Here is a 13,500-nt window from a genome sequence, read left to right on the forward strand (position 1 = left end):
CTTTTCCCCGAAAAACAGATGGTCCAAATAATAACTTATATATTATTCCGGGCAGTTAGAACAATCCGGCATTCTTTCTCCGGAGTTTCGCTGTAAGCGCGTGCAATCCCTTTTTTTGCGATTTCTGATTTTTCAACTCGTCTCAGCATAAATGCTACTTCCAGCGTTTTTTCAAAAGGAAACGGTTCAAGCATTAACGTTGACTTATCCTGCCACTCCGCTGTGATAACACGACCTGACGTAAAACTGAAATCTTCAGTACCTGAGAACCCTTCACGCCACCATGGATGCTCCTCTGATTTCGGACACCCCGGCTCATTTAAGGCCAAATACAAGGACAGATCATCGCAGAATTCTAAAAGGCGGGCATCATAATACAGCTCATCTTCCCCAATAGGCTTGGAAGCTTCAAGTTCCCGATGGATACGTGCTCTGCGTTCCTCTTCATGTTCTTGATACAATGTAAGTTCTGGATAATCGAGTCCCGCAATCTTAATAAGCCGCTCAAAATGCAAGCTGCACAGCAACGCTCCGTACGGTGTGTGTTCCTCGATCTCATCTAATCCACGCTTATAAAAGGTCAACTTAGGCACTACAGGAAAATCAATAAAGGTGTAGGGTGCTTGCTCCGCATCATTCCAGAAAGGGGTCTCATCGAGATCAATCCAACCCCTATCATGCTGGGCAACTGCCCACAGTACCTCTTCCCGGCGTCCTTCAGTTGGCACATGCTGCTCTTTGAACCCAATGGCCAGCTCTCCGGCAAGTTTCCCGTGATCATGCTGCTTAACCATTACAATTGCTCCATCTTGCTCCCGACAAATCACGATTATTCCTCCTTGTTCCACAGCTAACATTACGTTAACAATGGATATTATAGCATAAATTGGTCAATGTTCTGAACCTGCTCCAGCCCTGCAAGACTTTCCCGCCACAAGCAGATAAGAGAGTCATAACAACATAAAAAAAGCTACCCCCCAGCGAATGGAATCCACTTTGAGGATAGCTCAATAGATAAACATTTGGCGGTACTATTAATTACACACCTAACCAACGTTTGAACATATGCTTCGTTGTTTGCTTGTTAATTTCTGCAATGGATGTCGTAAGAGGAATCCCCTTTGGACAAGCACGTACACAGTTCTGTGAGTTACCACAGCCATCGATCCCGCCATCCTCCATCAGAGCGTCCAATCTTTCGTCAGCGTTCATTTCACCTGTAGGGTGAGCATTGAACAGACGTACTTGAGAAATGGCTGCCGGTCCGATGAAATCCGTCTTTTCGTTGACATTCGGACAAGCCTCCAAACATACGCCACAGGTCATACATTTGGATAATTCATAGGCCCACTGCCGTTTTTTCTCCGGCATCCGCGGTCCCGGTCCAAGATCGTACGTACCGTCAATCGGAATCCATGCTTTCACCCTTTTTAGTGCATTGAACATCCGGGTACGGTCAATGACTAAGTCACGCACCACCGGAAATGTCTTCATAGGCTCAATTCGTACAGGCTGCTCCAGATTGTCTATAAGTGCAGCGCAGGCTTGGCGGGGTTTGCCATTAATCACCATGGAGCAAGCTCCGCACACTTCTTCTAAACAGTTGGAATCCCAGCATACGGGAACTGTGCTGTCACCTTTGGCATTCACAGGGTTACGCTGAATTTCCATCAAAGCACTGATCACATTCATACCTGGACGATAAGGAAGTTCAAATTCCTCGACATACGATGAACTTTGTGGATCGTCCTGGCGGGTGATGATAAACTTTACGTTTTTGGGAGCTGCAGCTGTTTCCGCCATAATGGTTCCCTCCTAAAATTGCCTGATTTTATTTCATGAAGCTTGCCTCGCAAGCTATTCTGTTACTGGAAAGCATTAATCCTTCGAATAATCGCGTACCCGTGGAGGAATCAGCGAGACATCCACTTCGTCGTAGGAGATTTGTGGACCCTCTGCAGTCCAGGCTGCTTTTGTGGTCTTCAAGAACTCCTCATCATTACGATTCGGGAATTCCGGTTTGTAATGTGCACCACGGCTCTCATCGCGCATAAGCGCTCCAAGTGTCATCGCTTCGGACAGCTCCAGCATATTCCAGAGCTGGCGAGTGAAGGCCACACCTTGGTTATTCCAGCGCGATGCATCATTCATATTGATCTTGCGATAACGCTCCTTAAGCTCTTTGATTTTACCAATGGTCGCTTCCAGCTTCGGATTGTGCCGCACCACGGTCATATTAGCGGTCATCCATTCGCCCAGTTCCTTGTGGATCACATAAGCATTCTCTGTCCCTGACATTGCCAATAGAGACTCATATTTGTCCGTTTGCTTTTTGTGGAAGCTATCGAATACGGAAGAAGAGATATCCTGCGATGATTTCTTCAGGCCTTTAATGTATTCAACAGCCTTTGGTCCTGCGACCATACCGCCGTAAATAGCAGATACCAGAGAGTTGGCGCCTAGACGGTTCGCTCCGTGATATTGATATTCACATTCTCCGGCTGCAAAAAGACCAGGAACGTTCGTCATTTGATTGTAATCAACCCACATGCCGCCCATAGAATAGTGCACAGCAGGGAAGATCTTCATTGGTATTTTACGGGGATCATCCCCCATGAATTTTTCGTAAATTTCAATAATCCCGCCAAGCTTCACGTCCAGCTCTTTCGGATCCTTGTGAGAGAGGTCCAAATACACCATGTTCTCGCCATTAATGCCCAGCCCTTGATCCACACACACATTAAAAATTTCACGTGTAGCAATATCGCGCGGCACCAAGTTACCGTAGGACGGATATTTTTCTTCGAGGAAATACCACGGTTTCCCGTCTTTATAAGTCCAGATACGGCCGCCCTCGCCACGTGCCGATTCCGACATCAGGCGGAGCTTGTCATCTCCTGGAATAGCCGTTGGGTGAATCTGGATAAATTCTCCGTTGGCATAATGTACGCCCTGTTGGTATACCGCACTTGCGGCTGTCCCTGTATTAATTACGGAGTTCGTTGTTTTGCCAAAAATAATACCCGGCCCGCCGCTTGCCAAAATAACAGCATCCGCAGGAAAAGTCTCAATCTCCATCGTCTTAAGATTCTGGGCACTGATGCCTCGGCATACACCTTCGTCGTCGATGATAGCTGAAAGGAACTCCCAGTTCTCGCGTTTAGTTACGAGACCTTCAGCTTCCCAGCGGCGCACCTGCTCATCCAACGCGTACAGCAGCTGTTGGCCTGTAGTCGCGCCGGCAAAAGCTGTACGGTGCCGCTTCGTTCCGCCGAAACGCCGGAAGTCGAGCAGGCCTTCCGGCGTACGGTTGAACATAACGCCCATCCGGTCCATAAGGTGAATGATACCTGGCGCAGCTTCACACATCGCCTTAACCGGCGGCTGATTCGCCAAAAAGTCACCGCCATAGACGGTGTCATCAAAATGCTCCCAAGGGGAGTCGCCCTCACCTTTGGTATTTACAGCGCCATTGATGCCGCCTTGCGCACATACGGAGTGTGATCTTTTTACAGGAACTAATGAGAATAAATGGACATGCGCACCAGCTTCCGCTGCCTTGATGGTAGCCATCAGGCCGGCCAGGCCGCCGCCCACGATAATGATATCGGATGTTGCCATGATAGTTCACTCCTTTTATCGAAAATATCAGAAAGGATTCTTAAATTAAATGAAGGTCTTTATGGACTGGGCAATGGTTGCTGCAGTTTGAAATTCACTGTCACGGAAAGTAACCAGCGAAATCAGGAACATGAAAGTTACTAATACAAATATGCCAAGACAGAGGTAAGAAGATACCCGCTGTGCACGTGGACCTACGGTAATTCCCCAGCTGATCAAGAAAGACCAGAGACCGTTCGAGAAGTGGAAGCATGCAGCAACGATACCGATAATATACAGTGTCAGCAGAAGTGGCTGAGTCACGATATCATGCATCAGACCGCCTAATTCTTCGTGCTCCACATTACCCACCGCCACCTGAACCCGTGTTTGGAACAAGTGCCAGACGATAAAGATGAAGGTAACAATACCTGTAATCCGTTGCAGGGTATAACGCCAGTTTCTTTCAATGTTGAAACGGTTCAAGTTCGGCTTGGATTGATACGCAATATAAAGTCCGTATACCCCATGGTACAGCAGAGGAAGCCATATACCGAACAATTCCAGGAAGAAAACGAGCGGCAGGCTGTTCAGCCATAACACGCTGTCAGTGAAACCGGAAGCGCCACCCTCTACAGCCGCAAAATTCGTCATCATGTGCTCAATGAAGAAGGCTCCAAGTGGGATAACGCCTAGCAAGGAATGAATCTTTCTGGAATAAAATCCTTTCATACAAAGTAACCCCTTTCCGATTAAAACAGCGTTTTCATTAATGGGTATTCACCGCCGGAACTACATTTGACACAGGATAACGTTGACAATCCAATGACATAATTCCTTAATTTACCGTTATCCTAGAGTTTACCGGACTTAGTTTTATTTTTCACAAAATGTGAATATCTTGTGTCACTTTTCATGTTACTCTTTTTTCGCTTATAAGGGAATTGCAATCTAATTATTAAACGTTATACAATAAACGCATAAGAATAGATTTTATATGATAATAATTCTCATTTAGCAAAACAACATTTTCCGACATAACCTGATTTTCCTTATGTAATAAGAACAGTTACTCTTACGGCTATGAATTTCATCACTACTGATCGTACATCGCATTAGGAGAGGAACTCAATTATGTTTGACGATTTAGATGTTTTTGCAGCAGTTGTGGAACATTCCAGCTTAAACCGGGCCTCACGCCAGCTCAATCTATCCCAGCCCGCCTTGTCTCGCAAAATTTCTAAACTCGAGGAACGTCTGGGGGTCGCACTATTTAATCGTTATGGCAAACGACTGGAATTAACCGAGGTTGGGCGTCTCACTTATTCCTATGCGCTTGAACAACGGCAGCAGCGCTCCAAGTTTCTGGAAGCCCTTTCCAAATTTAAAGAGGGGGAGCCAAGGCTTGTCACCTTGGGGGCTAGTCTTACCTCACTGCAGACCACGCTTCCGCCGCTGGTAAACGCTTATATGGATAAATATCCGACCGCAGAGCTGAAGCTGATCACAGGCCGAACGCATGAGATCGTATCCTCAGTTAGTGAGGGAAAATCAGACGTAGGTCTGATCGCTTCCTCTATTCAAGAACCCGGGTTACGCTGCATTTCTCTGTTTGAGGATCAACTGCGACTGGTCGTCTCAGAGCAGCATCCTTTAAATTTATCTTCCAAGCTAACCATGGATAATCTATCCCGGCTGCCTATGATTCTCTTCTCAAAGGGGACCTGGTACCGGCGTCTGACGGACGATCTATTCCAGCGCTGCGGGATTGATCCCGATGTGCGCATGGAGATTGACTCCTTCGAAGCCATCGTACGGCTGCTTCCGACTGTCAAAGCGGCTGCGTTGCTGCCAAAGTCTTATCTGCGTCCAGAACTGCTGAACGGTGGCGGGCTGGTGTCCTTACATATCAAGGAGCTGGAACAGACTCAACGGACCACCTGCCTGATCTACCGTGACGATGGAAGCATGAGCACGGCGGCTCGCAGTCTGGTGCAAGTTACCGAAGAGATGTTTCTGACAGAACGTGAGCAGTAAAGCCGGACCAAATGAATCAAGGGGCGCACCTATTGATCTCCAAATGAGGCAATAAGTGAAGTACTTATAGCGTAATTAGAGAATTTCTCCCTGAAGTTCAGAGATTTCTGTTCAGCAGACTTATAATTAGGGAAAACTTCCCTAATTTTCGGCCGATTCAGTAACTAACTAATAAAGGAATCCCTCTGTTTATTAGGGAGGAATTCCCTGATGTCGTTCATTTAGAGCGAATAGCGGCTATTTTTAGGGAGGTTTTCCTAATTAGTTCACACCCACTCTGTACATCGTACAAACAAAGAACGCATATCGCCCATAATGCACCGTCACAGATACCACAAATCATCTAATTGCAAGCCGTACGATAACCACACCTAGCAAGTCGCGCACCGACCAAACCAACATTATAGAAAACAACGCGTGGTCTAATGTCATACGACACAGTAAATCCATTACTTTTCCTACTCTTTACTCCATAAAAAAGAAGCTGCCTCCAAGTAGAATTCACTACTTTTGAGTCAGCTTCTTTTCCTATGATTCTTGGTTCACAACTTCACTCTCAAAACGGTCAATACTTTCATTAGGACCAATGAGTACCATAACATCGCCTTCACTCAAATAATCATGGGCAGTTGGAGCGACGATTATTCCGCTTTCCCTATTTAGGGCAACAATACTGCAGCCATATTTAGCTCTTGTATTTAAATCAGACAAGCTTCTGCCGTTCATGCAGGAAGGTACGGTCAGCTCGACAATTTTATAATCCTTGGACAGTTCAATATAATCCAGCAAATTGGGCGTCACCAGCTGATGTGCCACACGAATCCCCATATCCCGCTCCGGAAAAATAACCCGATCAACCCCCAGCCGCGACAGTGCGCGGCCATGAAGGATAGAGATTGCCTTAGCCACCACTTGCTTGACTCCAATCTCCTTCAACAAAATGGCCGCCAGAATGCTTCTCTCCATATTGTCACCAATCGCAACAATCCCACAATCAAAGTTCCGTACACCAAGCGAGCGCATAATTCCCTCATCTGTAGCATCTGCTACTACCGTATGCGTCAGCTGATCGCTCATTTCCTCCACGCGTTCTTCATGGTGGTCAATGCCGAGCACCTCGTAGCCCATTTCCATCAGCTCAAGCGCCAGGCTTGAACCGAAGCGACCTAAGCCGATTACTACAAATTGCTGTGCTTTCATTTCTAATTAACTCCTATCCAATAATTATTTTACCTTCCGGATACTTATACAGTGGTTTACCCTGTTTGGGACCGAGTGCATACGCTAAGGTTAGTGGACCTAGCCGACCTGCAAACATCGTCAGACAGAGTAGAATCTTACCGATCGCTGACAGTTCCGGAGTTAGCCCCATAGTCAGTCCTACCGTAGCAAAGGCGGAGGTCGTCTCAAACAAGATTGCCAAGAAATTACTGTCTTCAGTTGTGGAGAGTATCATCGACACAGAGGCGATTAACAACAAAGCCAGCAGCGTGATCGTTAATGCCTTGTAGATGCGCTCTTGAGCCAGCCGATAACGGAACAACACAACATCTTCCCGTCCACGCAGCATAGCAATTACAGCACCAATCATCATTGTAAAGGTTGTTGTCTTGATCCCGCCGCCCGTTGAGCCCGGAGAAGCACCAATAAACATAAGAATCACTATAAAAAATTGTGTAGCCTGCCGAAGTCCAGCAATATCTACTGTGTTCGCGCCAGCCGTACGGGGAGACACGGATTGAAAGAAGGCCGATAATATTTTACCGCCGAAATTCAGTGAACCCAGGGTACGAGTGTTAGTAAACTCAAATATAAAAATAACCAAAGCTCCGATCAGAATCAGCCCTGTGCTGGTGGACAGGACAACTTTACTATGTAGAGACAGCCTGCGGGTTACCCGAAACTCCACCAGATCTGACATTACAATAAAACCAATCCCGCCGGAGACAATCAGAAACATTACAATAATATTCACAAGCGGATCATATACATAATCAGTTAAACTGCGAAAATCCCCAAAAATATCGAACCCCGCATTATTAAACATAGACACCGCATGAAATATGCCATAATAAATCGCTTTTCCCAACGGCATATCAAAAGCCCAGCGAATAGACAGCAGCACAGCGGCACAGCCTTCTATGACAAGAGAATATATGAGGACTCTCCGGATCAGTCGCACAATTCCTTCCATAGAGCCTTGATTCATGGCTTCCTGTAGGATTAGCCTGTCCCGCAAAGATATTTTACGCTTTAACACCAGTGAAAATAGAGTGGCCATGGTCATAAAACCTAAGCCGCCGATCTGGATCAGGATCATAATTACGGTTTTCCCAAAAATCGTGAACGAAGTTCCGGTATCCAGCACAACAAGCCCTGTAACACAGGTTGCCGACGTTGAAGTAAATAATGCATCAATAAATTCCACGGAATTCCCGCTTGTGCTTGAGATGGGCAGCATAAGCAGCAGGGCCCCTATCAGAATGATCGATGCAAAACCAAGCACCAGTATCTGCGGTGGCGAGAGCTTCAGAAACTTAAATTCAGAAATCCTGCGAAACTGTGAAGCCACTTTGCTCACCTTCTTATCAAAAATTCCAACAAAAAAAGCACTGGAAAACCAATGCTGACTTGGTTCCTGCAGTAAATTAGCCTACGAGGTTAGCTGTCGGATTCGGACTGTGCAGGCTGCCCTATTCGTTCCCAGAACGAAATTCACCCCTGATGAAAGTGCCATTTATCGTGTACACTCCACTTTTCATCACTTCTTATGGTTCCCCCGTTTTCACCAGAAATTCGGCTACTATACAATTGCATACAAATTATATACGTTATTTAGTGAATTCACAAAGACACAATTAATGCTCATTCACATGAAAAAATGCGGTTTAAAGAGACTGCATCAAAAGGAGTGCCTTTTCTCATCACTTTTCCGTGTTTTCCCTGCAATTACACCGATTCTCATCATTCGTGCAGAAATGAACACGATAAAATTCATGGTATAAATTCACATGACTATTCTATACTATCTCTATTACCCATAAAAAGAACATATAATGTTTTTTGTAACCAACCAGGCACTAATACTATAATGGAACATAACATTGTCACAGTACATAACAAGGAGGCGTTACATGAATCCCGTCGGCCAGCCCTTACAGCAACGTGCCCTCTCCAAGAGGCTCATCATCTCGGGCATTATCGGTCTTATTCTATTTATTATGTTTCAGATTTCCCCTTCACTGCTTAGTAGTCCTACAGGTGAAGATACCACCGTCATTAGCAAGGCAGAAGCCCGTGATCAAGCCATATTATTCGCAGAACAAAAGCTCAACTACACCGAAGCACCAAACGATCAATGGAATGTACTTTACCAGACGGACTCTTCCTTTTATGGTTATATGTCTCGCGAGAAGCTTGTGGAGGACTACACCAAGAAAAAATTGGATCAAAAATATCCTTTTGATGTCTTTCGTGCAACGCTTACTCCTTCAGCGGAGCAAGAGCCGCAAATCATCGTTGACCTCAATATGTATAACGGTAAGATTGTCGCTTTCTCAAAGGCTGCAAAAGTTACCTCCGAAGAGGGGTCAGGCATCGCTTCCGTTGGTGCAAAAGAGGACAAGGGAGCTGACCTCACTCTAGCGCAGAAGGAGAATCTTGCTCGTCCTTGGCTTCAGGAATGGGAAGTAAATCCTGCCAAGCTACAAATTGAATCGAATACAGGAAGCCATGGGCTAGTGTATACGGATAGTACTGTTCAGGTCGGCGAATCCTTATTGCACTATTATTTTGATTTCAGTGGAGAGCAGGTATCCAGCTTTAATGCCGGATTCACTGCACCAGCTTGGCATACCTCCTACGTACAAGGACAGACCTCTTTAGCGGAAAAGCTAACATTATTCGGTTACGGTGTACCCACACTGATTTTAGGAATTCTGGCACTCGTCTACAGTATTCTTAGAAGAGAGCATACTTCCTTTAAACGTGGAGTATTCCTAAGCTCAGCCTATTTTGTAATCATGATGATCAGCACCTATAATATGCTGCCTGAATCAACGGGCGAAGGGCTAGAAGCACAGATTACCTCTGTCATTATGTTTATCATTTATGCTTTGTACAGCCTGCTGATGTCCTCCTTGCTCTACTTCTCTTTAGTGGGCGGTAATGGCCTATGGCGAAAAGAGGAAGGCATGAACCCTTGGCCCCGCGCCAAAGAGCCCGGCTATGGACAATATGTGTTGGACAGTATCCGGGCTGGATACATCTGGGCTTTCGTTCTGCTAGGGGTGCAGACGGTTATGTTCATCATATTATCGTTTACCTTGCACAATTGGTCTACTACAGACGCCACCCAATCTCCTTATAACATGAGATATGCTTGGCTTCTGCCTATCGTCGCATGGCTCGCTGGTTTATCTGAGGAAGCCATTTATCGCTTTTTCGGAATTCCTATGCTGAAAAAGGTGTTCCGGAACACTTTTATCGCTTGCTTGATCACCACGCTGGTTTGGGCGTTTGGCCATACGTTATATCCGATCTATCCCATCAGCTCCCGTCCCATTGAGCTGACTGTAATCGGGCTACTGTTCAGCTATATTTTCCTTCGTTACGGGTTTATTGCTGTCATGTTCAGCCACGTCGTGTTTGACAGCATCCTGATGGGCGCTACGCTGATCTTTATGAAGGAGAGCGTAAATGTAGGCGCGGGTATCTTCGCGATTATTATGCCGTTCATAGTCGCTTACATCGTCTATCGATTTAATCCACCACAGAAACCTAAGCCGGTGGAGCCTTCTTCTTTGATTTAAACTAATGTGAAGACGTAATAAAATTAAAAAAGGGCATCAAAGCAGCTTTAGTCGCTGCTTTGATACCCTTTTTCTTTTGTCACCATTGCTATGAGGTTGGCTCTTCATCCTTGAGCGCATCAAGAATTTGTTTTGCCAGCTTTTCTCCAATAGAAAGTGTACGGAAATCATCCACGGAGGCTTCTTTAATTTTCTTAAGCGATCCGAAATGCTTTAGCAGCGCTTTACGGCGCTTCTCACCTATACCAGGTATAGAGTCCAGCTTGGAGGTAACCATGGACTTCCCGCGCTGTTCACGGTGGAAGGTGATCGCGAACCTATGGACCTCATCCTGAATCCGCTGCAAAAGGTAAAATTCCTGACTGTCCCGGGCTAGCGCGACAGGCTCTGGCGGATCTCCAACTAAAAGCTGAGCCGTCTTATGCTTATCATCCTTAACAAGGCCGCAGACCGGAATGAATAATCCCAGCTCATTCTCCAGAATATCAATAGCAGAGGAGATTTGCCCTTTCCCTCCATCGACCACGATAAGATCCGGTATCGGAAGATTCTCCTTCAATACCCGTTCATATCGCCGCCGAATGACTTCGCGCATCGTTCCATAATCATCCGCACCCACTACCGTACGAACCTTATATTTACGGTACTCTTTTCGTGCAGGCTTACCATCAATGAAGACAACCATCGCTGAGACCGGATTAGTCCCCTGAATGTTCGAGTTATCGAACGCCTCAATACGGCTCAAGCGTTCAAGCCCCAAGCTCTCGCCTAAGCTGATCGCTGCTCCAGAGGTACGCTCTTCATCCCGTTCAATCAGCCGGAATTTCTCGTCGATAGCCACTCTTGCATTTTGGCAAGCCATGCCAACCATCTGCTTCTTAAGACCGCGTTGTGGCACAAGCACCTTAATGCCCAGCCACTCCTGCAGAATGGAGGCGCCGCCAGCGGCATCCACGATCCCTGCTGCCGCAGCTTCCTCCGCTGCCGCTGCACGTGCCTCAGCCTCTTCAGCCGATTCAGGAGTATCTTCACCCTGTTGTAAATCCGCTTCTGCTGGAGCAGCTATGGCGATCTCGGGTTTAGTCTCTTTATTAGCCAGAGACTCCTCATCGAGCACATCCGGCAGCAGAATCTCCTGCGGCAAAGCGGGATTATCACTGTAATACTGCGTCACATAAGACATAAAGTCACTGTAGGCTTCACCATAGAACGGGAACACGGAGGAATGGCGCTGGATCATCTTCCCTTGTCTCATGTACAGAATCTGTACACACATCCATCCCTTGTCTACAGCATAACCAAATACGTCCCGGTCCTTAGTATCTGTAGTGTTGATCTTCTGCTTCTCCATCAATGCATCGATATGGATAATCTGATCCCGCAGTTCCTTCGCCCGCTCAAAATATAATTCCTCAGCAGCTTCCTGCATTTTTTGCTGTAAATCCTTTTTGACCGCCTCATGACCTCCGCCTAGAAAAGCAGCGATGTCCTGCGTAATCTGCTCATACTCGGATTTCTGAACCTCCTTCTCACACGGTGCCAAACACTGGCCCATGTGATAGTAAAGACAGACCTCCTTTGGCATCACGCCGCATTTACGAAGCGGGTACATACGATCTAGGAGCTTTTTTGTCTGCTGAGCAGCATAAGCATTAGGATAAGGGCCAAAATATTTTGCTTTATCTTTAATCACCCGGCGTGTAACCTCAAGGCGCGGGTGAGTTTCATTCGTTATTTTTATATAAGGAAACGTCTTGTCGTCTTTCAAAAGCACATTATAACGCGGCATATGTTTCTTAATCAGATTACACTCTAGAATGAGCGCTTCCATGTTACTGGACGTAACGATGTATTCGAAATCAGCAATATTAGCGACAAGCCGCTGCGTTTTACCATTATGACTGCCTGTAAAATAAGAGCGTACCCGATTCTTAAGTACCTTCGCTTTGCCCACATAAATAATAGTGCCTTCCTGATTCTTCATCAGATAGCAGCCAGGCAGATCGGGTAGTAGTGCCAGTTTATTGCGGATATTGTCCAAAATGATCCCCTCCAGCTAAATTGGACCCATGATTAGTTGGCATTCAGCACACAAAACGCCTCCGGAATGAACCGAAGGCGCTGAGTGGCAGGGCCGAGGCCCGAACAGTAGCATCTATCAATTATTGATGTTTTGCTACGATATTTTTCAGGGATTCTTTGGAGTTCAGTCCCACAACTTTATCTACCGGTTGACCATCTTTGAAGAAGATCAGAGTTGGGATACTCATAACACCAAAACGGGAAGCCGTTTCCGGATTCTCATCCACATTCAATTTTGCAATTTTCACGTCGTCTCCGAGCTCTGTGGACAATTCATCCAAGATTGGAGCGAGCATTTTACAAGGACCACACCAAGGAGCCCAGAAGTCTACTACTACAGTACCTTGACCTTCCACTTCGTTACTGAAGGATTGGTCAGACACGTTCACGATAGCCATGATATTGTTCCTCCTTTAAGTTTTGCGAAGCATTATGCACATCTTAAGCCAAAGCTTAGTTCATGGAAGCTGCTCCGAAATATGAGTTAATAAATTGTTTCATGTAATATGATAACCAAATTACCACTTACCGACACATTACAAGTATAACATATCTTTATGGGATATGTGAAATATCACTCGCAATTATATTGCCTTCAATGTATTTTTTTTACGTACTCTTTTCTTTACAACCTCCCCAGCATTTCGGTATACTTAAAGAAAGCGCATTAATTGTCAATGACTTATTTCATAAACTAATGTCAATTTGCATCTAATAATACAGGGCTTGTCCCTGTAAGGAGGCAGAAACTATGGATGTTAACGCGCAAGTACGGGACCCACGAGAACATATCAACGAAGAACCCCGCAATGATCTTGGGGATTTAATGACCGGATTTTTCGGAATGACCACGTTTATGACGGTTGTCTTTTTCGGAATGGTCATCCTTAAGTTCATTCTCTCGGAGTAAAGGAATCATCGCACAATAAAAAGAAGCTGTCTCAAAAGTAGTGAATGCTACTTATGGGGC

The 13,500-nt window shown here is 45.8% G+C and carries 11 protein-coding genes and 1 riboswitch; of the genes, 3 read left to right on the forward strand and 8 right to left on the reverse strand.

What is annotated here, in order from left to right; translation table 11 throughout:
* Nucleotides 1–35 precede the first annotated feature (35 nt).
* From NST94_RS24725 to NST94_RS24740, 4 genes are all read right to left on the reverse strand, one after another.
* Nucleotides 36–827, reverse strand: a complete 792-nt coding sequence (locus NST94_RS24725) for a DUF3891 family protein (protein ID WP_076206377.1) — start codon at nt 825–827, stop codon at nt 36–38.
* A 211-nt stretch (nt 828–1,038) separates the two neighbouring features.
* On the reverse strand, nt 1,039–1,803 hold the full coding sequence (gene sdhB, locus NST94_RS24730; protein WP_036679800.1) for a succinate dehydrogenase iron-sulfur subunit: 765 nt from the start codon (nt 1,801–1,803) through the stop codon (nt 1,039–1,041).
* A gap of 75 nt (nt 1,804–1,878) precedes the next feature.
* A complete protein-coding gene (gene sdhA, locus NST94_RS24735; protein WP_076193302.1) occupies nt 1,879–3,621 on the reverse strand; it encodes a succinate dehydrogenase flavoprotein subunit in 1,743 nt (580 codons plus the stop codon).
* Between the two features lie 45 nt (nt 3,622–3,666).
* Nucleotides 3,667–4,332, reverse strand: a complete 666-nt coding sequence (locus NST94_RS24740; RefSeq protein ID WP_036679804.1) for a succinate dehydrogenase cytochrome b558 subunit — start codon at nt 4,330–4,332, stop codon at nt 3,667–3,669.
* A gap of 402 nt (nt 4,333–4,734) precedes the next feature.
* On the opposite strand from NST94_RS24740, the gene NST94_RS24745 reads away from it, so the two are divergent.
* On the forward strand, nt 4,735–5,637 hold the full coding sequence (locus NST94_RS24745) for a LysR family transcriptional regulator (RefSeq protein ID WP_036679806.1): 903 nt from the start codon (nt 4,735–4,737) through the stop codon (nt 5,635–5,637).
* Between the two features lie 528 nt (nt 5,638–6,165).
* Here the strand turns inward: NST94_RS24745 and NST94_RS24750 are convergent.
* Together NST94_RS24750 and NST94_RS24755 are read right to left on the reverse strand one after the other, a co-directional pair.
* The gene (locus NST94_RS24750) at nt 6,166–6,837 is read right to left on the reverse strand and encodes a TrkA family potassium uptake protein (protein WP_036679808.1); all 672 of its coding nucleotides are present in this window, start codon (nt 6,835–6,837) and stop codon (nt 6,166–6,168) included.
* Between the two features lie 13 nt (nt 6,838–6,850).
* Nucleotides 6,851–8,209 (reverse strand): TrkH family potassium uptake protein, encoded by a 1,359-nt coding sequence (locus tag NST94_RS24755; protein ID WP_249267754.1) that lies wholly within the window; start codon nt 8,207–8,209, stop codon nt 6,851–6,853.
* Between the two features lie 64 nt (nt 8,210–8,273).
* Nucleotides 8,274–8,449, reverse strand: a riboswitch (cyclic di-AMP (ydaO/yuaA leader).
* Between the two features lie 322 nt (nt 8,450–8,771).
* Here NST94_RS24755 and NST94_RS24760 point away from each other — a divergent pair.
* Nucleotides 8,772–10,448 (forward strand): CPBP family intramembrane glutamic endopeptidase, encoded by a 1,677-nt coding sequence (locus tag NST94_RS24760; protein WP_248549595.1) that lies wholly within the window; start codon nt 8,772–8,774, stop codon nt 10,446–10,448.
* An 88-nt stretch (nt 10,449–10,536) separates the two neighbouring features.
* Here NST94_RS24760 and uvrC read toward each other — a convergent pair whose 3' ends face one another.
* On the reverse strand, nt 10,537–12,489 hold the full coding sequence (gene uvrC / locus NST94_RS24765; protein ID WP_280753733.1) for an excinuclease ABC subunit UvrC: 1,953 nt from the start codon (nt 12,487–12,489) through the stop codon (nt 10,537–10,539).
* A 121-nt stretch (nt 12,490–12,610) separates the two neighbouring features.
* Complete coding sequence (trxA, locus tag NST94_RS24770; protein WP_036679814.1) at nt 12,611–12,928, reverse strand: thioredoxin; 318 nt, start codon at nt 12,926–12,928, stop codon at nt 12,611–12,613.
* A 353-nt stretch (nt 12,929–13,281) separates the two neighbouring features.
* Here trxA and NST94_RS24775 point away from each other — a divergent pair, with 353 nt between their 5' ends.
* Nucleotides 13,282–13,440, forward strand: a complete 159-nt coding sequence (locus NST94_RS24775) for a YqzM family protein (RefSeq protein ID WP_094902239.1) — start codon at nt 13,282–13,284, stop codon at nt 13,438–13,440.
* The last annotated feature ends 60 nt before the right edge of the window (nt 13,441–13,500 follow it).

This window comes from Paenibacillus sp. FSL H8-0282 (genome assembly GCF_037963825.1).
GTDB classification, from domain to species: domain Bacteria; phylum Bacillota; class Bacilli; order Paenibacillales; family Paenibacillaceae; genus Paenibacillus_AQ; species Paenibacillus_AQ odorifer.